The organism is Polyangiaceae bacterium (assembly GCA_016715885.1).
GTDB lineage: Bacteria > Myxococcota_A > Polyangia > Polyangiales > Polyangiaceae > Polyangium.
Map to the genome: position 1 here is coordinate 248465 of JADJXL010000001.1, position 26142 is coordinate 274606.

The 26142-nt window shown below is 61.2% G+C and carries 24 protein-coding genes and 1 pseudogene; 14 read left to right on the plus strand and 11 right to left on the minus strand.

The features are described 5' to 3' along the window. Positions 1-113: 113 nt before the first annotated feature. From IPM54_01155 to IPM54_01165, 3 genes are all read left to right on the plus strand, one after another. Positions 114-590, plus strand: coding sequence for a hypothetical protein (locus tag IPM54_01155; protein ID MBK9258425.1), 477 nt, complete (start codon positions 114-116; stop codon positions 588-590). Between the two features lie 147 nt (positions 591-737). Further along, positions 738-1250, plus strand: a complete 513-nt coding sequence (locus IPM54_01160) for a VanZ family protein (protein ID MBK9258426.1) — start codon at positions 738-740, stop codon at positions 1248-1250. Between the two features lie 7 nt (positions 1251-1257). Beyond that, positions 1258-1548 carry a helix-turn-helix transcriptional regulator gene (locus tag IPM54_01165; GenBank protein ID MBK9258427.1) on the plus strand — a complete coding sequence of 97 codons (291 nt, stop codon included), beginning with the start codon at positions 1258-1260 and terminating at the stop codon, positions 1546-1548. Positions 1549-1644: 96 nt separating this feature from the next. Here the strand turns inward: IPM54_01165 and IPM54_01170 are convergent, their stop codons facing one another. Further along, entirely contained in the window at positions 1645-2544 is a 900-nt protein-coding gene (locus IPM54_01170; protein MBK9258428.1) for a hypothetical protein, read from the minus strand. Between the two features lie 1088 nt (positions 2545-3632). On the opposite strand from IPM54_01170, the gene IPM54_01175 reads away from it, so the two are divergent. The 5 genes from IPM54_01175 to IPM54_01195 all read left to right on the plus strand — a co-directional run bounded on the left by IPM54_01175 (position 3633) and on the right by IPM54_01195 (position 6563). Further along, positions 3633-4262, plus strand: a complete 630-nt coding sequence (locus IPM54_01175; protein ID MBK9258429.1) for a sugar transferase — start codon at positions 3633-3635, stop codon at positions 4260-4262. A gap of 12 nt (positions 4263-4274) precedes the next feature. Beyond that, positions 4275-4883 (plus strand): hypothetical protein, encoded by a 609-nt coding sequence (locus tag IPM54_01180; protein ID MBK9258430.1) that lies wholly within the window; start codon positions 4275-4277, stop codon positions 4881-4883. 11 nt (positions 4884-4894) lie between these two features. After that, positions 4895-5869, plus strand: a complete 975-nt coding sequence (locus IPM54_01185; protein MBK9258431.1) for a radical SAM protein — start codon at positions 4895-4897, stop codon at positions 5867-5869. A gap of 206 nt (positions 5870-6075) precedes the next feature. Continuing rightward, a complete protein-coding gene (locus IPM54_01190; protein ID MBK9258432.1) occupies positions 6076-6417 on the plus strand; it encodes a hypothetical protein in 342 nt (113 codons plus the stop codon). Then, the gene (locus tag IPM54_01195) at positions 6414-6563 is read left to right on the plus strand and encodes a hypothetical protein (protein MBK9258433.1); all 150 of its coding nucleotides are present in this window, start codon (positions 6414-6416) and stop codon (positions 6561-6563) included. Before IPM54_01190 ends, IPM54_01195 begins: the two co-directional genes overlap by 4 nt. Positions 6564-6610: 47 nt before the next feature. On the opposite strand, the pseudogene IPM54_01200 reads toward IPM54_01195, so the two are convergent. The 3 genes and pseudogenes from IPM54_01200 to IPM54_01210 all read right to left on the minus strand — a co-directional run bounded on the left by IPM54_01200 (position 6611) and on the right by IPM54_01210 (position 8428). After that, a pseudogene (locus IPM54_01200) lies at positions 6611-7564 on the minus strand (pirin family protein). A 92-nt stretch (positions 7565-7656) separates the two neighbouring features. Continuing rightward, positions 7657-8052, minus strand: coding sequence for a hypothetical protein (locus tag IPM54_01205; GenBank protein MBK9258434.1), 396 nt, complete (start codon positions 8050-8052; stop codon positions 7657-7659). An 82-nt stretch (positions 8053-8134) separates the two neighbouring features. Then, positions 8135-8428 (minus strand): hypothetical protein, encoded by a 294-nt coding sequence (locus IPM54_01210; GenBank protein ID MBK9258435.1) that lies wholly within the window; start codon positions 8426-8428, stop codon positions 8135-8137. A 316-nt stretch (positions 8429-8744) separates the two neighbouring features. Between IPM54_01210 and IPM54_01215 the strand changes: the two genes are divergently transcribed. The 3 genes from IPM54_01215 (at position 8745) to IPM54_01225 (ending at position 10118) form a co-directional block, all read left to right on the plus strand. Next, entirely contained in the window at positions 8745-9170 is a 426-nt protein-coding gene (locus IPM54_01215; protein MBK9258436.1) for a hypothetical protein, read from the plus strand. A gap of 208 nt (positions 9171-9378) precedes the next feature. Beyond that, positions 9379-9609 carry a hypothetical protein gene (locus IPM54_01220; protein ID MBK9258437.1) on the plus strand — a complete coding sequence of 77 codons (231 nt, stop codon included), beginning with the start codon at positions 9379-9381 and terminating at the stop codon, positions 9607-9609. Continuing rightward, positions 9606-10118 carry a hypothetical protein gene (locus IPM54_01225; protein ID MBK9258438.1) on the plus strand — a complete coding sequence of 171 codons (513 nt, stop codon included), beginning with the start codon at positions 9606-9608 and terminating at the stop codon, positions 10116-10118. The genes IPM54_01220 and IPM54_01225 overlap by 4 nt, the downstream gene beginning before the upstream one ends. A gap of 236 nt (positions 10119-10354) precedes the next feature. On the opposite strand, the gene IPM54_01230 is transcribed toward IPM54_01225, so the two are convergent. The 3 genes from IPM54_01230 to IPM54_01240 form a co-directional block, all read right to left on the minus strand. Then, entirely contained in the window at positions 10355-11416 is a 1062-nt protein-coding gene (locus tag IPM54_01230; protein ID MBK9258439.1) for a mechanosensitive ion channel, read from the minus strand. A gap of 347 nt (positions 11417-11763) precedes the next feature. After that, complete coding sequence (locus tag IPM54_01235) at positions 11764-12975, minus strand: hypothetical protein (protein MBK9258440.1); 1212 nt, start codon at positions 12973-12975, stop codon at positions 11764-11766. Between the two features lie 115 nt (positions 12976-13090). Then, the gene (locus tag IPM54_01240; GenBank protein MBK9258441.1) at positions 13091-14374 is read right to left on the minus strand and encodes a hypothetical protein; all 1284 of its coding nucleotides are present in this window, start codon (positions 14372-14374) and stop codon (positions 13091-13093) included. A gap of 335 nt (positions 14375-14709) precedes the next feature. Here IPM54_01240 and IPM54_01245 point away from each other — a divergent pair, with 335 nt between their 5' ends. Together IPM54_01245 and IPM54_01250 are read left to right on the plus strand one after the other, a co-directional pair. Further along, positions 14710-15606, plus strand: coding sequence for a hypothetical protein (locus tag IPM54_01245; GenBank protein ID MBK9258442.1), 897 nt, complete (start codon positions 14710-14712; stop codon positions 15604-15606). Between the two features lie 27 nt (positions 15607-15633). After that, positions 15634-16404, plus strand: coding sequence for a hypothetical protein (locus IPM54_01250; GenBank protein MBK9258443.1), 771 nt, complete (start codon positions 15634-15636; stop codon positions 16402-16404). 256 nt (positions 16405-16660) lie between these two features. Here IPM54_01250 and IPM54_01255 read toward each other — a convergent pair whose 3' ends face one another. The 4 genes from IPM54_01255 to IPM54_01270 form a co-directional block, all read right to left on the minus strand. After that, positions 16661-18490: a hypothetical protein gene (locus tag IPM54_01255; protein ID MBK9258444.1), complete on the minus strand. Its 1830-nt coding sequence runs from the start codon at positions 18488-18490 to the stop codon at positions 16661-16663. 143 nt (positions 18491-18633) lie between these two features. Continuing rightward, positions 18634-19233 carry a hypothetical protein gene (locus tag IPM54_01260; GenBank protein ID MBK9258445.1) on the minus strand — a complete coding sequence of 200 codons (600 nt, stop codon included), beginning with the start codon at positions 19231-19233 and terminating at the stop codon, positions 18634-18636. Positions 19234-19353: 120 nt separating this feature from the next. After that, on the minus strand, positions 19354-19899 hold the full coding sequence (locus IPM54_01265) for a hypothetical protein (protein MBK9258446.1): 546 nt from the start codon (positions 19897-19899) through the stop codon (positions 19354-19356). Next, entirely contained in the window at positions 19896-21101 is a 1206-nt protein-coding gene (locus tag IPM54_01270) for an AHH domain-containing protein (protein ID MBK9258447.1), read from the minus strand. The genes IPM54_01265 and IPM54_01270 overlap by 4 nt, the downstream gene beginning before the upstream one ends. Between IPM54_01270 and IPM54_01275 the strand changes: the two genes are divergently transcribed. Continuing rightward, a complete protein-coding gene (locus IPM54_01275; protein MBK9258448.1) occupies positions 21070-25947 on the plus strand; it encodes a hypothetical protein in 4878 nt (1625 codons plus the stop codon). The two genes, IPM54_01270 and IPM54_01275, sit on opposite strands and share 32 nt — an antisense overlap. Positions 25948-26142: the final 195 nt, after the last annotated feature.

A 26142-nucleotide genomic window follows, 5' to 3' on the forward strand; every position in this document is an offset into this window, starting at 1 on the left:
GGAGAGGAGATCGCTGCCGTCCCCGCTTCCGACTGCACCTAACGTGATGGATGCGTTGCCAGTTTGTGATACCGTCGGTTGAGTACGGGCGGTCTGGCGGAAAGGATTGCTCTATGAAGGTGAATCGTCTGCTGCTTGGAGGTGCGGTGGCAATTTCAATGATTGCACCGGGGCCATGGTCGGAAAATGCCAAGGCAAGTTCATCGTCGCCCTTCAACTGGACGATGCAGTGGCGTTTGGTAAACGGTCGAACAAATAAACGTTTTCACGTACTCGAAGCGGGGACGCTGACACTGAGCGGAAAGTTGTGGATCCACGAAAAGCGACGTGGCGCGCCGTCGCGGCCAATGCGAATCAAAATCGAAGTGGTGAAAGAAAGCAACGACGGAACCGACAGCGATGAGAAGAACTCGTTGTGCTCGGTGATCGTTACTCCCAGCACGACCCTTCATGAGCGAACTGAATATTCGAAATCGTGCGGCCGAATCGAAACAGGAAAGTACTGGATACGTGTCAACAAGTTCGAGGCCGAATCTGGCGATGGCGACGGCTGGCACAATCAGGGCTCCGGCATACTCGTAACGGAATAAGTGACGTCATTTCTTCCTCCTTCTATCCTTTTCCTTACGGGCGACGGTTGGTGCATTTCCAATCAACCGTTTCACCCAATTGAACCGCTACTTCTCATTTGGCCGTTGGTGCGTTTGCGGCGGCAGGGCGCTCGAGCTGGGTACCTGGTGTGTGTCGCGTTATTCTTCTTCTACCTTTGGGGAGTCTGCAATTATGCGATTTGCCCTCTTCCCATCGATGCCGACCTCATCGAATGGATGAGCAGCGTGCAAAGGTGGGACGAACGGCTCAATTTGAGGCCGCGTCTTCTATTGGATTTGCTCTATCACTGGCGTGATGCTGACGTCTTCTGGAACGTGGTGCTTGGTATTCCATTTGGATTGGGGTTGCCATTCGTCGTGTCGGACAAGTATCGAACGATGAAACACGTCATTGCTTTTGCCTTTGCGTTTGCGGCTGGCTTGGAATTGATGCAGCTCGGTATTAGTTTGGCATTTTATGGTTTTCCCTACCGCAGTATCGATATTGAGGATGTCGTATTTGTTTTCGTTGGGGCCGTCCTCGGCGCCATGTGCACTTGGATAGGTGCTGTCATCTATCGCCGTATCGGATGGAATCGTGGTGCGCTCGTGCCTGTTTGGAATCACTTTCATGATGTGTTTTGCAGTTTCGGCGCATGAAGCCCGAATGGGCGCGAGGATCCGCAAATTGCGTATGGAGCAGGGACTATCGCTGCGCGATTTCGGAAAGCAGGCGTGTGTGCACCCGTTTCACGTCATGGCGATCAAGCTGGGGCAGTTGGCGACAAATATCAAGGTGCTACGGGCCATCGCAAAGGCACTCGGAATCGCTTCGCTCGACCTTTTGAACTGCGACACTGCAAACGACGATATCGGGCACCTTGTTGAGCTGATACGCAACCGGCCCGATTGCGTGCGGAAAGTCATGCTCAAGGTACGGCCGATCGTGGAGAACTGAAAGGCTGACGTGGAAAGCTATACGTCACCGCCACTCCAATGCAAGAAGCAAAACACAGGCGGGAGCACGCGTAGCCGATTCCTGTGCTGTAGCATGCTACACGTGCAGGTTCGCTGGCCGCACGAGTGGCGGAATCGCGACGAAGCCGGAATGACGCCCACCACGCCCCGAGGACGCGCGGGCGGCATCGTAGATTGCAAGGCCAAGATCGTCGGGCAATGGCGACGGCGGTTTCATTCCGCGGCACATACGGTCGTTCCCAGCGAGCCAGGCCGTCAGTTTGTCGATGAGTTCTCGAGGGGCATCGGCGAGCAGATCGGGCGGCTGGGGGCGCGCGCTAGTCTCATCAACAAGCGACACAAAAGAGGTCGTGCGCGCGACAAGAGCCGCTGCCGCGTCAGCCGACGGCGATGCAGAACCGATGATTACTCGGTGGCCTGGGATGCGGGTGTGGGCGTGCGTCCCGCGCTGGTCGGCATCGGCGAGGTTGAAGCGCCAGACGTCGGACACAATGAACTGCTGCCAGGTCAGCGATGTGCACCCAAGCGCGCGAACCATGCGCTCGTCGCAGACAATGGCATGCTTATTGTTGGCGGTGGTCTCGGTCGGCAGCGAAGGGGCGGATGCGACGACGAGAGCCGTGTCTACGAAAAGTGCCTTCGGGCGGCTATCGCGGGTTCTCAGGTGCCCGTAGACAATCGTGTCACCAGGGGAAACGACGAACGACAGGATCCGATCGGTGTCCGGTACGTAGTATTTGCCGCCGCGACGGTCGATCCTGCAAAAAGAGTGAATGAGTGGGAGCGGGCTTGCAAACGGGCACGGATCGATATTTGGGCCGGCGTGGTTGTCTGCGAAACCATCGATACAGGCTCGAATCGGCACGCTGGCCATTGTGGTGCGGTCGGACGCGATCGCCGCGATGGCCGAGAAGGCGTACCGACCTGGGATCCCCTTACGCGAGTCCAGCGGGTGGTGGAAGAAAAAATACGCCATGGGTCGTCCAGCCAACTGTGTCCTCGGCTTGCCACCGTGGTCCCGGAAAAGCGTGGTTGGGTTGCCGCGGTCTTACTGCGCAATCTTGCCGGTTAGACTGCTGCCGCATGAAACCAGGTCCCATTCACCGCTTTGTCGCTTTCCTATCTCTCACGCAACTGGCGGGACATGCCCAGGACATCTGCTTGTCGTCGATGGGCTGGGGCATGTTCGCGCTTCCTGCAACTGATGATCACGACCACGAGGAAGATGGCACGGCGCAGGATACGTCTTCAATGCTAAGGCGCCGTTTCGCAATATCCGAATGAATACTTCTGCTGCATGAGGCAGAGAGTGTCTTGATCGCGGCAGCAGCCCCAGCATGTGAGACTCGCATCTCGTTTGTAGCACTTATCAGCGCAATCGAGCGCCTGCACCTTGCACTCTTCACGATCGGGCGGAGGGCCGCCATCAACGTCTGCAAAGCGGCTCTTCTGTTTTTCGCGCTGCCGGCAACCAATTATGGCGATTGCGAGAGAGGCGGCACAAAGCAGGACACGGGTTGCCTTCATCTACATGTTCCTTGTGCGGCGAGCGTAACGACTTGCAGGACGACGACAGTCATGAAAACTCCCCCGGATGAAGTGTGTTGTGACGCAGCGTTAAAAGCTGCCGTTTTACGCCAACCTGATGTCCCATGGAAGATAAATTTGAAGATCACTCGGGCTGAGGCAAAACAAACAGTCATACCACTTTGCAGCGACGACAACCGCCATCGCTTCCCAAGTCGTTGCCTTGCGTCGACATCTCCCACCCGCCCCGCGTCCGCGACCTGTGACCACCGTGCCCGCACGGTTGTCACAGGCGCCTTCGTATCGATACCACCTCGACATGTCGCTCGCCGAAAACCATGTCGCATCCAATTCACCGCGTCGGCGTGGTCGTGCACCGCAATGGCAAGGCCGCTCGACGTCTACCGCGCATCGCGTGAACGATAGGTCGATGTCGAGCTACCTCGCAATCCCCACCATCCCGCCTCGAGCTTCCCCGACATCTCCGCCAAACGTCCACTAAATCGCCACATCTTCGTGCTTCAATGACGCCACGCCATGCCGAACTCCCCTCGCTCGCCCTCGACGGCACCGACCGAACTTGCACGGCGCGCCTTCGATATCAGCTTCGCGCTCATCGGCTGTAACATCTTCGCACCATTCTTTCTGATCGCCTCCGCGCTCATCAAGCTCGACGACGGAGGCCCAGTGCTCTTCCGACAAGAACGCGTCGGACGCGGGCGACGGCGCTTTTCAATCCTCAAGTTTCGCACGATGCGCAAAGGAAAGGTAACACGTGTCGGCGCGTGGCTCCGCGCAACAGGGCTCGATGAAACTGCCCAATTCCTGAACGTGCTCCGCGGCGATATGAGCATGGTCGGGCCGCGACCCCTCACCCAGGCCGATATCGAACGCCTCGGCTGGACCCGAAAAGAACACGATTCACGCTGGGACGTGAACCCGGGTATCACGGGCCTCGCCCAGCTCTTCGGTCCCAAATTCGCGCGCGGGACGCTGCGGTTCGATAAGCTCTATGCAGCGAAGCGCTCGGCTTGGCTCGATACGCAGCTCATCGCCGCGTCGTTTGTCGTGAACATCGTGGGCAAACAGCGAACACGAGGGTGGCTATGGAAGCTGCGCGCCGTCAGAAGGCGCACGGCCATGATATATTTCAAACGGAATCGATGACAAGGAGGAGTGATGAACGTCCCGCGACGCATTGACCCTGAAGAACCATTCCGATCACCCATCGAAAAGCGGTGGGTGCCGCGCTCGATGCGCGTCGCCCCGCCCCTCGACGCAATTCGGCGAGCAGGGCCCATAACACCTCGACGCGCCCTCCTCATCAATCCATTTTATCCCAAAGACCCGAATGCGAGCTTCGGCAAACACGTCCTCACACCGACACTCGCCCTCACGAGCATTGCAGGTGCTACGCCGCCAGGTTGGGACGTCGCCTATTGGGACGAAAACCTCTTGCTCGGCCCGCCGCCGTCGGATCCTCTCCCGGAGGTCGTTGGCATTACGGTGCACCTCACGTTCGCCAAGCGCGCTTATGAGCTTGCCCGCGCATATCGAGCCCGCGGGTGCAAAGTCGTGCTCGGAGGCTTGCACGCGCTGTCCTGCCCCGAAGAAGTCGCGCCCCACGCGGACGCAATGGCCATTGGCGAGGGTGTCGAATTGTGGCCGAAGATTCTCGGCGACGTCGAGGCAGGCTCGCTCCAGCCCGTGTACCGTGCACAATTCGATACACCCTACCGCGACGATCCGCCGCCGAAACGCGAGATTCTACCGCGTGAGAGTTTTTGACGACGACCAGCGTGAATGCAACGCGCGGCTGCCATAACCGCTGCGGATTCTGCTACCTGGCCACCGATGGATTGCGAATGCCGTACCGAATGCGCGATCCCGAGCAAATCGCCGCGGAAATCAGAAACGACGGCCAGCCTTATGCCGTTTTCACCGACAACAACCTCGGCTCGAACAAGAAATATCTCCATAAACTCTGCGAGGCCCTGCGTCCCCTCGAAAAGATATGGAGCGCCGCCGTCACGCTCGACGTGACGGATGACCCATCGCTCGTCCGAGCCATGGCCCTTTCTGGTTGCACGGGCGTATTCATCGGCTTCGAATCGCTCTCCGACGACAACATCAAAGAATCCCGAAAAAAGATGCCGCGCGCCGCGGATTATGCGCGGCGCGTCCGAATGCTGCACGAAAACGGTATTCAAGTCAATGGCAGTTTTGTTCTTGGCTTCGACCACGACCATCGAGATACCTTCGCCACGCGCGCCGAATGGATCGAAGACACGCGCCTCGAATGTGCGACGTTCCATATCCTGACCCCATACCCGGGGACGCCACTGTTTCGACAAATGGAGGCCGAGGGCCGGCTGCTCCACAAAGACTACAGCCTCTACGACACGGCGCACGTCGTTTTTCAGCCCAAAAACATGACGCCCGAAGACCTCGCGCAAGGCTACGCATGGCTCTACCAGCGCCTTTTCTCGCACGCATCGATATGGCAGCGCCGTCCTTCGGATGCCAATGCGATCCTGCCGTACCTCGGAATGAGCTACCTCTACAAACGCTCGAATCCAATATGGCACCTGCTCATCCGCTCGAAGCTCACGCGCGCCGTCTGGTCCCCGCTCGTCGAATGGACCAGACGCCGCCACATCACCTTCCGCGAACGCCTCGCAGCGCTCCCGATTGAAGGGCCAGCGTGCGTTGAAGCAAAGCCCAATGCTGCGCCGAGACCAAGGAGCCTCACGGTCATATCGGCAGGGCTCTGATTCGACAGCGCGTGTCGATATTTGTCTTCCGCTCGCGCCTCGGGTTCATGATACCCTCCACCCATGACTCGATCTTTTCACCGAAGCAGCACGCCACTCTTCATTTTCGCATTTTTTGCAGCCACCATCGCTGCGTGCTTCCTCGTCAGCTTGGCACCCGGGACGATTCCGTATCGCGTGGTCAAAGTCATTCCGCTGTTTTTGTTATGCGCTGCGCGCTTTCGCGATCGCAAAGAACCACTTTCCGCGTTCGTAGGGCTCGGTCTTTTGCTTCGCTCGTCGGCGATGCGGTCATCGATGATACTTTCATCGGCGGGCTCGCTGCGTTTTTCGTCGCGCACGTCCTTTATCTGGTTGCAATGGGTTTGCCCACGCGCACGATGGGCACGGTTCTTTCAAAGCTCCCAGCGCTCGTATTGGGCGGGGCCATTTGGTGGGTTCTCGTGGGATCCGGCCGCGCACCCGGAGCTTTTGCGCGGGCCGATCACTGCGTACGTGGTCGTCATTGCGACCATGCTCGGCCGCTCGATCGGACGAGCTTTCGTTGATCCAAAAGACGGCAGCGCTCGCATTTTTCCTCGGTGCGCTGCTCTTCGTCTTGTCGGATACGCTCATCGGCGTCAATCGATGGGTGACTCCCATTCCACTCGCGGGCGTATGGATCCTCGCGACGTATTACACAGGGCAATTTTGATTTATTCCGGGATCGTCGAAGGCACCCGCCGCTGACATGCCCGCTGCTCATCCTTTGTCGAGTACCCCGGCGCGGTAATCTGCCCAGGCACGTTCGATCCTCGGCTTCGGTGTTCATGACGAACGGTCCGCGTTGCACGATCGGTTCTCGCAATGGTTTGCCCGCGGCGATGAGCACTTCGCTGCGCAATCGTGCGCGCATGCGTATTCGCTCGCCCGGCCCGAGCACCGCGATGCGCCCGGTTGCCACGGTCGTTTCGGCATTTTCCGCGCCAATGTCTAGTTCGCCGCTGCCCACGAAAACGAATGCCGCGTGCTCGGCCGGCGTATCCACCTCGAACGCGCGATCATCCTCGAGCACCGCCGTCGCGACGATGGGCTGCGTCGGGCGCGTACGCACGGGTCCTGCAGCCCATTGACGTCGCCCGAGATGACGCGCACGCGTCCGGATGCCGTCGCCAAAACGGATTCCGCAATCGCCGAAGGCGCCAAGTCTTGATAATATTGCGGGCACATTTTTTCTTTGGCTGGCAGATTCACCCACAACTGATAACCCGACATGAGCCCTCGCTCTTGTTCGGGCATTTCCGAATGTATGATGCCTCGACCGGCCGTCATCCATTGCGACCCGCCGCCCGTGATCAATCCTTGATTGCCGCGGCTGTCTTTGTGCCGCATGCGTCCTTCGAGCATCACCGTCACGGTCTCGAATCCGCGATGCGGATGATCCGGAAAGCCTCGAATGTATGCGCCAGGTTCGTTTGAATGGAACCTGTCGAGCATGATGAAGGGATCGAGGTTTCGTAATGCGGGTTGACCGATAACGCGCGAAAGCTCGACGCCGGCGCCGTCTTTCGTGGGCATGCCTGCGAGCACGCGCGTGACGGGCCGTCGCGTGACGGTCGTTATCGCAGGAGCCGATGCGGAGCGGCATCCAAGTGTCGCCGAAGCGGCCCAAAGTCCAGTTCCGACGAGGAATCGACGACGCGCAAGCACGAGCATATTCGCAGGATACACCGGGACATTGCGTCGATCAAGCGATTGGCATCGAGGGCATCGAGATGTCCATTGAACAGACGCGCTCGTACGACGCGTCAGCAGCCGCCTGGTTCAGGTGCTTTGCCGTGAGCGGCTTTGTACAGCATCGGGTACAGGCAATTGCTCGAGAAAAAGCCCTGGTGATCGATGGTGAATTGGGTTGAGTCATGGATATTGATGACCGTCTCGCGACCATTGAGGAAAACCGTGTAGTCGCCGTCGCCGATCACGCACTTGTGTGCTTTGCCGATGGGAATCGAACGCGCGGTTTCGAGACACGCGAGTAGCTCGCCGGTGTCGAGCACGAGCTCCACTTCGTTGCCTTCGTGATCATGCCGTCCAGAAACGCTGGTTACGTTGCTCGGCACCTCGGGCGGGCTCCCCGAGCATCCTGACGCCACGACGAGCGCGAGGCACGCGCCCCACAGACCTGCGAACTTGCAAAGGTTCATCGACACATGGTCGCGGTTACAGGGCGATGTGTCAACTCCCTACGCACGGGCTGGAGTAGACCACCCGCATATCCGCAGACCGCTACGCAAGCGCTTGCGACGGCACCCGCACCATCGCAGAAGCCCGATCAAGCGCTTGCGACGGCACATGCGTCATCGCAGAAGCTCGATCAAGCGCTTGCGACGGCATCCGCATATCCGCACACCGGTACGCAAGCGCTTGCGACGGCACGTGCGCCATCGCAGAAGCTCGCTCGAGCGCTTGCGACGGCACGTGCGCCATCGCAGAAGCTCGCTCGAGCGCTTGCGACGGCACGTGCGCCATCGCAGAAGCTCGCTCGAGCGCTTGCGGACGCGAATGCACGATGGTGGACATGCTTCGTAGCTCCTTGCGGCCCGGTTTGTAGGTTGGATCTACCTCCATCGCGCTTGTGTTCGCGACGCGCCTTTGGTAGAGCGCTCAACTTATGAGTACCAGCGCACGTTTTGTCATCATGCCCCCGACTTGGAACCTTGCCGAAACGCACGTTGCAAGGAGCCTTTCGCGCGGCCAAAGGGTGAATCCGCATGGGTCGCGATTGCGCGCGTCAAAGACGGCGCACTCGAATTCCAGCCGCGACAAGGACTCGACAAAGGGGCGATCAAAGCGCTCGTCGCGGAAGCCAAGCGCACCTCGACGGGCAAAAAACGACGTGGAGCGTCGCCGAGATGACTTCGAGGGTTTTGGGTTTCTTCAAGAAGCCAAACATGGTGACTCCAACGGGCGGGCTGGATACCGAGCTTTTGGGAATCGCCAGGACAGGGAGCCCCGTTATGGCGTGACGATGAAGCTCGCGGGTATCGTGGTCGCCGACGATTATGCGCCCGAGCGTGTGCTGTCACCGATTGCAATGGCGGAAGCGCACCGGATGCTCGGGACGTCGTCGCTGATTGCGGCGATGCCCCAAACGCGGCATGATGCTGGTGGGTCGTGGCGAACCCGGCGAATTTCCGGCGATGGTGCGCATGAATCAAGGGGCCAAGGAAATCATGACCGGGCCGGTGCTGCAGCGGTATGTGATTACAGCCTTTTCATTCGAGATGGTCACATCATCGGCGTGAACAGTCAGGGCTACTAGAGTCTCTTTCCGCAAGACGTCGATCCCTGGGGGGCCCGATTGGTGACCGCTGGGCGCTGATTGCCATGTGCGCGCGTATCCGCAAAGCGACTCGTCGGAAAGTTCTGCCGCCGTGCGAATGTCACTCGAATGTTCTCGTCGTCCCGCTCGCACGACTTGACTTGCGTCGTGGTTTTCGTGATTCGCTACGACGACGGGGTGTACCATCATGGGAGCTTTTACGCACAAGTGGGCGCTACATGCGGCCATCGGAGCCGGCATGCTGCTCTGCTGCATGAGCTGCAACCACCCCTGGGATGATTATGCGCCTCTGCTTTCAGGCGGCGCTGGCGGTAGTGAAGGCCCGACGAGCGGCTCGGGCGGCTTCGGCGGGGCGCGTCGAGCTCGTCAGCAAGCGCGTCGAGCTCGTCAGCAAGCTCGTCGAGCAGCGGATCCATGAACCCGACGATGCTCACCGTCGTTGCGAGCGTTGCGGAATGCATCAGTCCGACGGTCCTCGATCCGGACATCTGCGAGGCGGAGACAGGGATGGGCGAAATGTCGACGGACGAAAACGACAGCACGACGATGTTGCCCATCTATGCATTCGTGCGCTTCGACATCGATGGCACGATTACGAACAAGATTGTCGACGCCGTCACGCTGAAGCTCACCGTGACCGATTCATCCAAAGCGCCGGGTCCCCATTCGGGCGAGATTTGGCAGGTCGAGCCATTCAGCGAGGCGGATTTGTCGAACGGCGTTCCTGCGAAAGTGGGCGGTGTCCCGATTGGCCCGGACAAGGGCGCCGTCACGCAATCGCAAGTGATCACGTGGTCTTTGCCGAAAAACCTGGCCGCTCCGAATGCAGGCGTGCATCTCGGGCTTTTCCCGTTGTCGAGCGACGGCGTGAATTATTGGAATCGGGCAGGCAAGAGCCCCCCCGAGCTGATTGTGGAATACCACTGAGCGCCCGCGTTGTTTGTTGAGCCAGGTCGCGCATTCGGGGCGTGTACGCATGACGAGTGCGGTTCCGGACATGCGAATTCGTCTTCTCGCGTCACCATGAACGCCACCAATGGTTTCTGATACGGTTGCCGTGGTCTCTGTCATCTGATCACGAACGAAGCGGCGAACCAGTTCGCCGGACCGGCGGGAAGCAATCAACCGTATCGTTCAGCCATTCAAAGACGCCGTGGCCGACGTCATCGCCCTCGAAATGGGATCGGCAATGTGATTCGTTTCGCCGACTGCAAAGGTCGATTCGAGGCGAGCTCGAGGTAAATACCGTCCGCCCTCGAGCGATTGAAGGAATTGCACGAGCTTTTCACGCACGCGACAGCGCAAATCCCACAATTTATCGGCATCGGGGCCGACACCACCGCGCGCAATTTCAATACGGTGGGCTCCGAATCGAAGACGACGAGGCTCGCGACGCGACCATCCCAATCAGGATCGCTTTCGCATGCGCGCCGAACTTCCGCACGCAATGCATCGATCGGGACCGTGTAGTCGGCATACACGAAGACGGTCCCCATCAATTGGGGCGACTTTCGAGTCCAGTTTTGAAACGGTTTTTCGAGTAGTTGGCCGATGGGAAGCACCAAACGTCGCTCGTCCCAAACGCGCACCACGACGAAGGTCAACGTGATTTCTTCGATGGTCCCCCATTCGCCTTCGATGATGACGACGTCTCCGATGCGTACGGGTTGCGCAATGGATATCTGAAGTCCTGCCAAGAGCGTTGCAATCGATCGCTGCGCGGCGAATCCGAGCACCACGCCGGCAATGCCTGCGGACGCCAAGAGCGATACGCCAATCTGGCGCGCGAGCTCGAATTGCGTCAGCACGAGCGCCGCTGCCACGAGCGTCACGAGCACACTGAGCACGCGGCGCAGGACCAGCACGCGCGTTCGCGCCGCTCGCGCCGTAGCCGCATCGGACACGGCGGCTTCGTAACGGCGCGCCAATTCGTTCGTCAGCACTTCGAGCGACCGATTTACCGCCCACGCCAATCCCACCACGAGCGCCGACGACAATGCCCGCTCCACGCCCGCTTCCGTCGATGCAGGCAACTCCACCGCCACGAGTGCTGCTCGCTCGCACAAAACCACCGCGATGAGGCGCGCGGGTGCTCGCAGCCTCTTTGCGAGCTGTTCGTCCCACTCCGTCTCGGTCCTGTGCGTGATCTTCTCGAGCACGTACATGATCGTCGCGCCAGCGATCCAGCCTGCCAGAGGCGCCGAAAGCAGCCAAAACCATTGCATCGCGGGAGATGCCCCAGAACGACTGCTCTCGCAGCGCCTGCACGACTTGCTCGGCCACACCCGACTCGGCTGCCTGCGCCGTCGTCGCGAGCGTCATGCCCAAGCCAAACCCGACACATCGCAAGAAGCTGTCTCCCATCGCTCCTCCAGCCTAGGGCGTGTCGGCTACACGCCAACAAGATCGTTTGTGTTCAAAACGAATGCCACGATGCGCCGCGATGGTCAACCCATGATTTGGGGTGATCGGGGAAAGCCGGTGATGGGCGTGATTTTTTTCGACGGGTGTGCGTTTGGACGCACAGGTTTCTCGAGCAGATTCGTGATGTCGAGTCGCAGCTTTGGCGGGGCTATTTCACGCGGCGGCGACGCAATCGCAGAAGGAGCGCGCCAAGCGGCGCCAGGAGAGCTCCCCATCGCGAGGTGGACGTTCCGGGTTGCACTGCACAAGAATCGCTGCTTTGCGAGGTGTTACCGTTTGTATTGGTACCCGCGCCGCTGGACGAGCTGGCACTGCTGGACGAGCTGGCGCTGCTGGAAGGATCAACGCCACCCGCGCCGCCAGCGCCGCCACCTGCGCCGCCGCCAATTCCGCCAGCGCCGCCAGCTCCGCCAGCGCCGCCAGCGCCGCCACCCGCGCCGCCAGCGCCACCGACGCCACCCGCGCCGCCAGCGCCGCCACCACCCGCGCCGCCAGCTCCGCCACCGCCAGCGCCGCCAGCTCCGCCAGCACCGCCGCCGCCAATTCCGCCAGCGCCGCCACCCGCACCGCCAGCGCCGCCAGCACCGCCGCCGCCAATTCCGCCAGCGCCGCCGCCGCCAATACCGCCAGCGCCGCCACCCGCACCGCCAGCGCCGCCAGCACCGCCGCCGCCAATTCCGCCAGCGCCGCCGCCGCCAATTCCGCCAGCGCCACCACCCGCGCCGCCAGCTCCGCCACCGCCAGCGCCGCCAGCTCCGCCAGCACCGCCGCCGCCAATTCCGCCAATTCCGCCAATTCCGCCAGCTCCGCCACCGCCAGCTCCGGCTGAGGTGTCCACGACCCACGAGTACGATGCTGGCGTCGGGTCCGCGACGCCAGTCGAATCGATTGCGCGCACTTCGATCGTGTGCGAACCGTCCGGCAGGGGCGGCGTCGTGTAATTCGCGGGGCACGGCTCCCATGCACCACCATTCATGCGGCATTCGAACGTCGCCCCCGGTGCGCTCGACGCAAAGACGAAATCGCCTGTCGGATCGCTGGTCGGGTTCGGTGGGGTCGTGGGGATTGTCGTTTCCGGCATCGTGTCGATGCACGCGACGATGCCGTTCAATGCGCCGGCATCGCCGGGCGCACCACCCGTCGCGCCATTGGCAACGAATTCGGCGAGCGATGGCGAGCTCGTCATGCCCTGGTTGCCACCATTGACCGCAGCGGTCGCAAAACCGCCTGACACCGCAATGAATCCGCCGCTTCCGCCACCGCCAGGTCCTGCTGCCTCGGCCGTGCCGATGTTTTGGTTGCCGCCGAGGCCACCATTGGCCGATATCGTGAGCGTATTGGCGACGCTCGTCGCTTGCACGAGAATCGTACCGCCTGCGCCGCCGCCACCGGGGCCGCATTTCCATTGGCGGCCGCATTGGCTCCATTGTGTCCATTCGCCCGAATGCTGCCTTCGCCCGTGACCGCATCCGATATCACCAGCACCAAACCGCCACCTCGTCCGCCAGCGCCAGCACCTCCGCCATTGCCGTCGCCAGCCCCGCCACCTCCGCCCAAGAAAACGCGGCCAGCGGCGGGATCGTTGTCGAGCGGTCTGCCGCCGAAACCTCCCATCGAATGACGCCCGTCACCTGCCCATGCAGCATTGCCTGGCCCTTCACTGAGCGCATCGCCGTCGCTGCCCGAATACGTATATCCCCCGCGACCTGCGCCGAGCGATGTCGTGAGCGCATTGCCATTGGCGACGTAATCGGGATCGAGCTGCCACGCCACGAGCCAATTCGGATTGGGATCCATGTTGCCCGCACCGTTCCATTGGGTGAAACCCATGAGCGCCTTGCCATTGGCGCCTCCACCACCGCCGGCATTGTGCGCATTTCCGCCGCCGCCGCCATTGGCCGGAGCACCGCGACCGTATCGCCCGTTGAGCGCATCGTAAGCCGCTTGGAATCCCGCGATTCCCTCGCCCTTTCCGCTCCGTCTTCAGCCACCGTGCCGCGAAACGTCGCAATGCCGTTCGCGCTCGTCGCCGTGTCCGCCGCCCCGCCGCGAAAACCAATACCCGAAGCATCGATTGCGCCGGTGCCCACAAGCGTCGTCGCTCCCGTCACGTGCAATGCGACCACACCACCTCGCAGCCCATCCCAAGGACCGCCCACGACCGACGCATTGCTATTCACCGTGAGGCTCGATAGCTGCGGAACACGCACCACTTGCGCTCGACCCGCCGCCGTATACGCATGCTTCACGCCTCCACAGGACACATCGAGCGTGAGGGTGCTGCCAGCAATCGCGGTCACCCGCACGAGCTCGTAATGGCCTGCATTGTTGATGTCCGTGACGTTGCCGTAGGCATTCGTGTCCGTCGTGTCGATCGACGCGCCTTGCGCCTGGTACAACATCACGAGATCACCGGCTTCGAGCGGTCCGAAGTGGGGACTCGTCAAGTGCGCGATGTTGGAGACATTCACTGTAGACGCGCCAGCCGCAACGTTCGTCGTTATCGCGCTGTACTGATTCAGAATGGTTTTCGCCGCCGTGACCGTGAAATCACCGTCCTTGCCTACCAACGCATGCGTCGCGGTCGCAGTTTTGGCCTCCGACGCTGCGCGCGAAGACTGCGCGAGCTGTCCCGGGCCCACATCGCACCCCGGCAGTCCCAATAGAACAAGAGCCCCGCTCGTCAGCGCCGGAATCGGTAAGCACAAGAGTGAGCGCGGTAAAGCGGACTTCGACCGTAAGATGAGTTTCGGAATCATGATAAGGAGCATTACTTACATGATGTGCTCGTCGAAGGCAAATCGCGAGCGATATTTTATCGGGGCGGAGGGCTCGAGTTTTGGGAGTTTGGCTTCGTTTATGGCGGATTGTCCTAAATCGGCCGCGTTTCGACGCGGCGAGCGCATTCATTATGTGCCCGACACCTCGACATGTATCCATTCTCCTTGGAATGATCGATTATCTTGAAAATGAGTAACAAACGGTGCTTCATTTCGAGAATGGGCGCATTTCGACGCGAGGCTGGCTCGAAAAACGAGCTCGCGACGTCACGTTTTCATTTCCGTCGCCGTGGCAATCGTTGTACAAGCGGGTCATGCGAAACGTAACGTCCCTATTGCTTGCCTGCGGATTGCTTGTGCTGAGCTCCAATGCGTTTGGAGCGACATACCAAGTTGGTCCTGGCAAGGCATATTCCAATTTGGGTGAGGTTGCCAGTAAACTCGCACCTGGCGATATCGTGGAGGTGGAGGGTAACCAGACCTACCCGGGCGGTGTCATCTTCAAAAAGCACGGCACCGCGGCGCAGAAGATTACCATTCGCGGATTGCGCGTGAATGGAAAGCGCCCCGTCCTCAGCGGCGGAACCAATACCATCGAGGCCGCAGGGAACCATTACATCTTCGAAGGGCTCGACTTGACGGGCGGTTCGTCCCGCTGTTTCTTCCATCACGCGGACGATATCGTTCTGCGCGACTCGGTGGTGCACCATTGCCCCAAGCAGGGCATTTTGGGTGCTGATCAGGGTTCCGGATCCCTCTTGCTCGAATACACCGAAGTGCACCATTGTGGCGACGGCACGAAAAGCCATCAGATCTACATGTCCACCAATGAAAACGATTACCCCGGGTCGGTGTTCCGGATGCAGTACTGTTACCTGCACGATGGCAATGGTGGTCACGGGGTGAAGTCGCGCGCAGAGCGAAACGAGATTTATTACAATTGGCTCGAGGGCGCCGTGATTCACGAGCTCCGAGCTCATCGGGCCGGATCCTGCGGGAGGTGTGTCGAGCGGCAAGGCCCGCGAAGACTCCGACGTCGTCGGCAACGTGCTGCGCAAGAGGAATACCGCATCCGTCGTCCGGTTCGGCGGCGACGGGACCGGAGATACGAATGGGCGTTATCGCTTCGTGAACAACACCGTGATCACGCAGGGAGGTGGGAGCGCGGTGTTCCGGCTCTTCGACGGGATCGAGAGCGTCGAGGCCCATAACAACGTGTTCTATTCGATGGGGGCGTCGTGAACATGGTCAGGCAGGTCGAAGCCAAGTGGACCACGGGGAAAATGCTGTTCGCGGGCAGCAACAATTGGTCAATCAACGGGACGACCAACATTCCGCAGGCCTGGAGCGGCACGATCCTCGGCAGCAACCCCGGATTTTTGGACGTCGGTGGCGATGACCTGCGCATCGGCGCGCAGAGCCCGCTCGTCGATGCGGGCGCGGGCATGACATCGGGCCCGCCCAATTTCCCGTTCCCCAATCCGCTCAATAAGCCGGAGTGGCTCCCGCCGCAGCATACCGTCATGGCGAGCGGCAGTGCGTTGCCACGGCCGCACTCCGGCCCCATCGACATCGGCGCATACGAATACGACGCGGGCGGCGGCAATGGCGACGGCGGCAATGGCGACGGCGGCACTGGCGGTATGGGCGGCGCCGGTGGCGGCACCGGCGGAAGTGGCGGCGATGCTGGCGGCACTGGCGGTGGTGGCGTCGGCGGTAGTGGCGGCACAGGCGGAAGCGGTGGCGGCACTGGCGGAAGCGGTGGCGGCACGGGCGGAAGCGGTGGCGGCACTGGCGGAAGCGGTGGCGGCACTGGCGGAAGCGGTGGCGGCACGGGCGGAAGCGGTGGCGATGGTGGTGACGGTGGTGACGGAACGGACGGCGGCGGATTGCCGGACAGCTCGGGATGCTCATGCCGAGCGGCTGCGCCTCAGGCCGGAAACGTCGCATGGGCGCTTTCGCTGTTGTCGCTCGCGGCGTTTGCGAGCCGGCGAAGGCGCGTTTTCTAGAGCGGCGATTGTTCGTTACGACGGAAAGTCGGGGGGTTTGGGGGGGCCGAGCCTCGCCGTGCTTTTGTGCGAAGCGCAAAAGCACCGGGAGGCGAGCCTCGGACCCCCCAACGTGAACCAAGCCTCGCGCAGCGCGCGTCCCACGCGCGCGAAGCGAGCGTCCGGATCTGGCCCGGTTTCAACACCTCACCCTGCATAAGGCGCCGCGAATTCGCCCCACGTCCCCGTCGGTTGCAGCCCCGTCCCCGGATTCTCGTCACGGTTTTGCTGGCTTCGTAGCTCGACCGCGGCAGGCGCGAGCTGCTCGATGGACAGCACCGCCGCATTGATCGCCGGATCCTCGGCTCCTTCGAGCGCCGCAATCCATGTTCGCATGTACCGCACCGCGTGAAGAACCTCCTCGCGATCGTAGATTTCTTTGCTCTGCTCGAGGTCCTCTTCGACGAGGTAAATCCACATTCGCGCGAAATTCGATAACATCCGGTCGTACGTCGCGCGACGCGGATCGTTGTTCGGTGGCTGGCTCAGGTTGTTTCCGCAATTGCTTGAAACTGAACGTTCGCACGCTGGCGATCTTGCCCGTGCCATTGCGAAACCCATCCGCATCGCGAAATGCAATGGCCGCCGATTTCTCCACTGCGGTCTTCGCGACCACGAATGCATGGTGCGCGTCGTACCGTGCGAGCATCACGGATTCAAGGTAATCGCCGATGAACGTGGCGAAGTTCGTGCTCTCGTGCAAAAGCGCCGGGTCGCGCGCCCACGACATCACGAACCAGCTCTGCTGGAAAACCTCGCTTTGCTTGATGCGAGCCTCTTCGTAGCTTGGATTCTGGTGAATCGTCGCGTCGATGTCTGGCGGAAGCAGCGTGCAGGGATGGTTGTTGCCCGTGAAACAAGCCGTTTGGGGCGGACGCTGCAGCGGCGCAATGCGCAAAACGTCGCCCGCTTCCCAAATCGGATAGCGGTGAATCATGACGTCCAAGTTCGCCACGGGATTGCCGCCAGGGATATCGCTGAAAACATCCGGATAGGTCACCGTTTCGTGGCGCATCATGTGCTGCACGACTTGGAGCGATTTGTATTTGAGGCGCATCCATTCGCACGCGCGCCCATAAAAATTGGGATCACCCTGCGCGCTCAGGTCGGCATCGCATTTCGTCAGGTCATCGATGCCATCGAACATGGCCCACAAAGCATTGTCGGTGGGATTGGCGAGATAGGCATCCATGAGCTTGTTCCACGCATCTTCATTGCCGGCCGTCGCCGCCGTCGGAATACCCGGATACCATTCGAAAACGGACAAATGCGCGTCGCCGTGCCACCCGTCCTCGGATAGATGATCGAACGGGATTCCCAGCCGAAGTGATCCCAAATCGACCGCACGGAGCTCGTCGTATGCTTGTTTTGCTTTGGCGAGCGAATCGATTTTGCCCGTCGCCCAAAGGAGCTTGTGTTGATCCGTGAGCGATTGCATGAAGGCCAAGTCGCGCTCCTCCTGCGCCTTCGGATCGGTCACTTCGAGCCCCGGCGTCGTCGCCTCGAACGTGTCGAATCCCGGCTGCTCGGGTCGATAACGCGCCGGGTGCAAGAGCCGCGTCATTTGGTATTTTTGACGGAGCGCGTGCACGTACGTCACGAGCATGTCCGCGCGAGCTTCGTCCACGTGGCCCAGCGCGCGGCGGTGAATGTCGGCGTCGGCGTATCCGACGCGCGCCAAATCGTATCCATCGGGCGCATGACACCCGACGCACGCGCCGCCCTTGCCATGATAGCGAAACGCCGCGAGACCTTCATCGAGCGCCTTTGCGAGAGCATCTGCGTCGAGCGCCTTGTCGGGGTGATAAGCAGGACCGCATCGCGCATCCGCATGCGGCTCGACCGGGCACAACACCGATTCGGGATACGCGAGCGGCGTCGTGCCGCCCGCACCCGAGCCTCCCGCGCCCGTGCCCCCCGAGCCTCCCGCGCTCGAGCTCGTCGAGGCGCCGCCACCACCGTTGCCACCCGAGCTGGAGGCGCCGTCGCCACACCCCATCGACATCGCAGCCAAGAGGCACGCAGAAATCATCCATCCGAATCGCATGTTGTCCTCCCTAAGGAAATGGCTCGACACCTCGAACGAAAGCCGAGCGAATAAGCAACGCGTTCAAAGGATACCACACGGCCGAGCTCGGCGTCGAGCGGCACGTCATGGCGGGCGGTGTGACAATCTTGGAGGCTCGTCGATCACGGCATGATGCAAGCGTAGAGCTTGTCGAATTGCATTTCGCAACCCGTCACCGTGGGTCGACTCATGGCATCGCATGTGAACGTTGGCGATGGGCCAATGCATGCGAGCATCTGGTTGAATGCGATCTTGCAAGCCATTTGCTGTTGGTTGCAGCCTTGGACGCACGCCATTTGATCCGGCGGACCTCCGGTGCATTGCGCCGCCACCACCGGAACACACACGTCTTCGCACGAAAGACACTGGGCAGGGAACACCTCGAGGTGTGTCCATTTCCCGTTCGAGCATTGCATCACGTTGCAAAACGAGCACGGATCCTCGCAGCCCGGGCTGCAAAATTCCCCTTCGGTCGAGCACGGGCTTCCCTCGGCGGGCAAATTCATCGGATCGCATGAACCGCCGCCTCCGCCGCCGCTTCCGCCAGTGGCGCCGCCGCTTCCGCCAGTGGCGCCGCCGCTTCCGCCAGTGCCGCTCGAAGAGACGCCATCTCCTCCGCTACCTCCCGCCCCTTGATCGATGGGCGCAGGATCGCAAGCTGCGCCGATGATAGCCAACGCCAAGACACTCGTGAGTGGAAACCATTTCAAGCGAATACGCATGGAATGACTTGTACACGTGAATGGGTAGGCAGCGCAAGGGCAACCATCGACGAGATTTCAGGATCGCGCACCACCAATCGTTTGGTGCAATCTAGCGATCGAACAGCGCAGGCGCTGCGATCACTCGGATGACCACAGCTTGATGAAATCCGTGCCCTTTAGCTTGGCCGCTTTGACGCGCTCGACGAAGCGATCGCTGAAGAAGAGGCTGTGCGCGCCGGGAATTGGCATCCGAAAGATGTCGATGCCGCGGATCGCAGACTCGATGAAGACATATTTGCGAATCCAGAGCGTACTCGTTCCCGGAATCTGCTCGTAGGTCGATCGCTCCCTATCGAATGCATCGATGACGAATCGGGGGTTGAAAACGAACAACTCGACGTTATCGGTGGTCGCAAGGGGGAGCACCTCGCCGTGCGTATCGATGATGTCTTGCAGCGCATCCACCGCCGGGCGACGCATGATGAATGCAAAAGACGATTGGGGAAGATCGGCTGGCTTGTTGCCGCCCCGTCGTGAAGGACGAGTTCGCTCTACCCGTGCAGGCGTCCAATCGCCCTTCCGTGACGTGCCACCGAGGTCGGCGAGCTGCCGAATGTCATCATAACTCTCGCATGTCACGATTTCGTATCCCTTGGCGTTCAGCGTGCCGTAAATGGCCGTCATGGCATGATTCCTCTCTCGAGCTGGCCCGCAATGAATCGCAGGCTTTGGATAACATCCCCCTTTGTCTTCACGTTCTTTAGCAAGTTGTTCACCGCATCATAATACGCGTCCGTATGCACCTTCGAGTGCACCGCCTTTCCAAGTGGGTTTGGCGATTTGGAATGACCGGGCAGATACACCCCATTGACCGCATCGTCAACACCGATACCAAATTTTTGGAGGATCTTGAGTGCGTCCTTCGCCTTGTCCGCACCGTGCGCGACGATGTGATGGGCAAACTCGCCAGCCAGTCTTTTCATGCCTGCCCGCTTCATGTTACGCCCGAGCGCCCGCGCCGAACCCGTCGCGACCACTTTGGCGACAGCACGCGGCGCGCCCTTGAGAAAAACCCCTGCACCGAGCCCACCCACGGCGCCTGGAATGAAAACGGGCATTCGGCGCAGGGCGATCAAAGAAAGCCGAATTCCGCGCGTCACGGCCACTTCGAGGAGCGGTAGGCCTGCCATGATCGCCGATTCCACAATGGCCGTCGCGAACTCGATCAACATCACCCGACGCCAAACCTCGTCGGCCCCCTCGCCGTAGCCCGTGTTGAACCCTCGCCACGCCGCCCCCGCAAGCCATGGATCGTCGTACACCGGAGGCGTCTCGATGTCGTCGAGTGCCTTGGCGCATATCAAAAATTCCGCTTCGAGTTTCTCGGGATCCTCAAAGTTGTAGCCGGCAATGAGATTGTCCGGCATACGCGCGAGATTCTCCGTAATCCTCTCGCATTCGGTCAACACGACACCCACGCGATGACCAAAATCCTTGGCAATCTTATGCGCAATTTTCCATTCGTAGTCTTGAAGCGATCGCGTCGCATTCTGTGGGCATGTCGGTTGATTGATGCCCAAACCCTGTTTCGACGGGAGAAGCTGAAACTGACCCAAATAAGCCTTTTGCCCTCGTCCATTCCGAGGGTTTGTCGGTTTCGCAGGATTGCGTTCGCAAAAGAAACCCGGCGGCGGCAAACAATACGGCGCACCGGACTTGCCACCGAGCGTGTCGCATGTATTGACGGGAGGCTCTCGTGGTAGCGTCGATGAACACGCGGGCGTCGATATCGCCAAAAAGAGACCCAAAATCAGCAAGCCGAAGCTCGTGCGACGAAGTGCGCACCAAAGAAAGATGCTGCGCAAGAAAAGCATCATCGTTCGCATGCGGGATCCTTTCGCCAAAGCATCGAAGGCGGTCGAGATACCAGACTACACGACGCCGCTTGCGCATGTCCACGTGGCACACACCTTCGTGCACGTGACGGCGACGATCGAACAACGCGCGCGAGCATTCGACGTGCTCTCAACGAGCATCGACAAGGCTTCCCAGCCCGCCTCGTTTCGGTCTATCCTCCCGCCCGTGACCGCACGCCTCTCTCAAGACCTCGCCGATCGAGTGCTCGCATCGCACCCTTTGCCCATCGCCGACGCCACCGCGGCGCTCGTTGCAGCGGATAGCCCTTTCGAACAGCGAGATCGCGTGGTCGAGGTCTTTCGCGCCATCACGCGATACCTGGCCGCGCTCGTTCTTGCTGCGCGCGTGCAGTTCGGCCCGGGGCCCGCAGGCGATTCGCTCGAAGTGAAAGGACTTTATCGAGCCCTGCGGAGCCGCGGATTGACCGATGGCCAGTGGTTCGGGCTCGTGCGCGAAGTGCTGAGGCCCTTCGACAAAACACCCGACGCGCATCCATTGCCCGATCTCGTCAAGCTCGTTCATGCGCGCAAACCCGAATTCGTCAAGCTCATCGACGAGCTGCTGCTGATGCGTAAAGCCGAAACCGTTGCGCATGGGGCGACCGGTACGAAAGCCGCGCTGTCGGAGATTCTCGCGAAACGCGTCCCGCAACTCGCACGGTTGCTCGAATTATTGGATCCGCTTTGGCAAAAAGCGCGCCTCGTGTCGCCGCTCGCGCCCGGCGAAGACGGCGAGCCTCAACGCGCATTGCTCCTCATGGGCGATACGCCTCCGCGAGGTCGATTTCGACGCATCGAGCTCGGGCCATCGGTGCGCCTTTCGGCGGGTGAATGCATTCTCGCGGATCCCGACGGCAAACCGCTCCTCGCGCTTCATCCGCTCATTCTCGTGCGACCCCCGAGCCCCGAAGCGTCGCCCGAGTTTTTTACGCTCGACGGTGGCACCAAAAAAGGGGCCGTGTACGTCGCCATTCCTTCCATGGCGGAACATCGTGATGCGGAAGTATGGAAAGTGCTCGAAAAACAGCTCGCCGGCGAGGAATCCGAAGGACCGGAGGGCGATGCCAAAGGGCCGAGCCGCCCATATCGAGGTTTGTCGAGCTTCGGTCCCGAGGACGCGGGGCTGTTTTTTGGACGCGAGACGCAAAGTGAATCGCTCGCCAATCGTATTCGCCGCGCGGGATTCGTCACGGTCACCGGCCCGAGCGGCAGCGGGAAAAGCTCGCTCCTTGGTGCAGGCGTATTGCCACTTCTTTCCGATTGGAAACGTATCATCGTCCGCCCCGGCGGCCATCCGCTCGAAGCGCTCGCCGCGAAACTCGCGCCGGCGCTCGACGATTATTGCAAACACGACGATCTCTTGGCGCGCCTTCGTTCGAGCCCCAAAGAGCTGGGCGCGCTGTTATCCGAATTTGGACGCGAAAAAGGCGCGCGGCTCGTCATCGTCGTCGATCAGGCCGAAGAAATGCTCACGCTTTGCGAAGATGAAAAGCAGCGGCTCGCCTATGCACAAGCGCTCGCGTCCGCGGGGGCCGATCCCGATGGCCCATGTCGTATCGTGCTTTCTTTGCGCGAGGACTTTTTCGGGCGGCTTGCGACGATTGCCCCATTACGTGGGTTGTACAGCCGCGACGTCGAAGTCGTCACGACGCCCGATCGGGATGCCCTGGCGCGCGCCGTGTATGCGCCCGCAAAGGCATTCGGTTACGTATTCGAAGACGACGAGCTGGTTTGGACCATGGTCGACGCGGTATCGGCCGAGCCCGCGGCGCTCGCATTGTTATCGTTTTGCTGCGACAAACTGTGGGACGTGCGGGATAGAACGTGGAAGCGCCTCGGCTGGGACGCATATCGTGGCATTGGGGGCGTCGAAGGCGCGCTCGCGGCGCACGCGGACAAGGTGCTCGAGGGGCTCGGGCCGGCGGAGCGGCGCGTTTGTCGGACGCTGTTCTTGCGCCTCGTCACGGGCGAACGGACGCGTGCTGTGGTTTCGCGCGCGGAGCTCGTCGAGGGGGCGGGCGGCGATGGCATTGCGGGCGCTGTGCTCGAACGGCTCGTGCAAGCACGTTTGGTGACGGTGAGTGACGCGGAGCGGCCTGGCGAAGCGCGGGTCGAGATTGTGCACGAAGCGCTCATTCGGCATTGGCGCGTGTTATCGGGCTGGCTCGAGGAGGACGTCGAGGGGCAAAGGCTCGCGCAGGCATTGCGTCAGGCTGCGCGAGAATGGGACGGACGGAATCGGCCGAAGGGATTGTTATGGCGTGGTGACGTGCTCGAAGAATACCGATTATGGCGGCGTCGTGCGGCCGAGCCGCTTGCTGGAGTCGAGCGCGCGTTTGCCGAGGCAAGCGTTGCCGACGAGCAGCGTGGAAAACGCCTTCGCCGCGCGCTCGTCGCATCGGCGCTCGTCGTGACCAGCGCGTTCGGTGTATTCATGTTTTTTCAATGGCGTAGCGCGGTAGCTGCGCGCGAGGCGATGGCGCGAGCCCGAGCGCGAGCCGAAGTGCGCGGGCTCTTGGCGGAAGCTCGCTCCGAGGAACCTGCGGGTCGTCCGGACAAGGCCCTTGCGCTTCTGCGCGCGGCGGCGGAGGCCGCAGGGTCGGCCGAATCCTCGCAGAATGGCGCTGCGGATCGGGATTTTGTCATCGATCGCGAGCGGCTCGAGCGATCCGGGCAAACGGCGCGGGTTTTACCGGGTCATACCGACGCCATTTTTTGCCTCGCAACATCGCCCGATGGAAAACGTTTCGTCACGGGGTCGGTCGATAAGACCGCGAAGATATGGGACATCGAGACGGGCGCGTGCCTTGCGACGCTCCCGGATCACGGCCACGTCGTGGAAGCGGTCGCGTTTTCGCCGGACGGCGCGTTGATAGCGACGGCCTCGGGTGACCCTCGCGCCGCTCGTGGCGCATTACGTATTTTCGATGCGCGGACAGGTGAGGGCCTTCATGCCATCGAGACGAACGACGACGTCCTCGTCGAGGTGCACTTTTCGCACGACGGTACGTTCGTGCTGACGCGCGCGCGGAATGGGACGGTATCTTTATGGGATTCCGCGACGGGCGCACGTCTGCAAATGTTCCACCCCGAGGCGCCGATCATCCGGGTGGCGCTTTCGCCTGACGATACGTTGCTCGCAGTGACGTCGGGCAAGACGGCTGTCCTTTTTTCCACGAGCACCGGGAAGGCCGTGGGCGCGCTCTTCGGCGCCACGCGGCCGCTTCGGAGCGTGGCGTTTTCCCCCGATTCGCAGTTCATCGCGGCTGGGGGCAGCGACGCGGACGTTTTTGTCTTTTCGCAAGCAACGGGCGAAGTCGTCACGACGCTCGGTGGCCACGATGCAGCCGCGCGCGATGTCGTGTTTTCTCCCGACGGTGCGCTCGTCGCTACGGCCGTGGCCGATCCATTCGTGCGCATTTTCAATCTCGCGTCGCCCGATCCGCCCATCTTGTTGCAACACCCGGCGACGGTTGATTCCATCGCATTTTCGCCCGATGGAAAGCGCCTTGCAACGAGCGCGGGAGCGGTGCTTCGGCTATGGGATGCCGCGACGGGCGTGCTCATTTCGGAATTTCGCGGTCACGAGGACGAGGTTCAGGCTTTTGCATTCACGCCCAATGGCAAACGCATCGTCACCGGATCGGCCGATAGGACGGTTCGGATCTGGGATCCTGCAAATGCACCGCTCATCGGTACGCGTGCCGAGAAAGACCATTACATCATGACGGCTGCGGTTTCGGCGGACGGCAGGCGCGTCGTGACGGGACCCATCGCTGGAGCCGCGCGTATTTGGGATTTGGGTCGGGATACCACTGCGCCCCTGGGCGAAGGGCGAAGCCGCATCACGGCGGTCGCGATGACGTCCGACGGAGCGGTTGCCGCGACGGGCGATGCGAAAGGCGTCGTCGAGGTTTGGGAATCGAGCGATGGGAAAAAGCTGAAAACGATGAATGGGCATACGGAGTTCATCGCGTCGCTCGCATTTTCGCCCGACGGCCGTCGCCTCGGCTCGGCGTCGGAGGACGGCAAGGCGACGTTATGGGATCCGCAATCGGGGGCGGTGGTGGCGGCGCTCGCCGGACACGAAGCGCGCGTCACGGCAATAGCGTTTTCCCCGCGCGGGCGGTTCGTCGCAACGACCTCGTGGGACAAGACGGCGCGGCTTTGGGACGCGAGCACGGGCGCTCCCATTGCGACGCTGCCGGCGCACGAAGGACGCGTGTATGCCGTGACGTTTTCATCGGACGAAAAGCTCGTCGCGACGGCGTCGACGCACACCGCGAGGCTTTGGGATACCGCGACGGGCCAAGAAAAAGCGATGCTCACGGGCCACGAGCAGCGCGTGACGGATCTCGCGTTTTCGCCAAACGACAAAATGCTCGTGACGGGTTCGGCGGACGGGCGTTTACGGCTTTTCGACGTCGCTTCGACGCAGCTCTTGCGCGTATTCAGCGGTCACGAGGACCGAATCACGACGGTCGCTTTTTCGCCCACCGGTGCGGAGCTCGTCTCTGCATCGGCGGATACCACCGCGCGTGTTTGGGAGGTGTCGAGCGGCAAGATTCTCGGCGTATTCGCATCGCATCAAAAAACCGTCGCGTCCGCGATGTTTTTGCCTTCGTCGCGCGACGTTCTCACGATTGGATACGATGGACGCTTATTGACGTGGCGCGCGAGCTCGCCCTATGCGGGCGTTGGGCCGGGCGCATTCACGAACCTGCGAGTTTGCCCGGGGTCGCTCGCAGTGGTGCCGGTCGTCCCGTTTCCCGCGGCGGACACGGTATGGGCGTCTGAAAGGGTTTGCCCGAGGTAATGGCGCGGCGCATTCGTGACCGCATGCGGATGCTTCGCATCGGTATACGACAAGATTCCCACGTCCGACTTCGACGTGAGGTTTCCAATCGGCGAATAGGCGTATGACGTCGCGCATGACGCATTGGGATTGTCGCTGAGAGTGTGGGCTCGTGCAAGCGCGGTTCAGTCTTGGATAGAAGTCGAGCGAGACCAT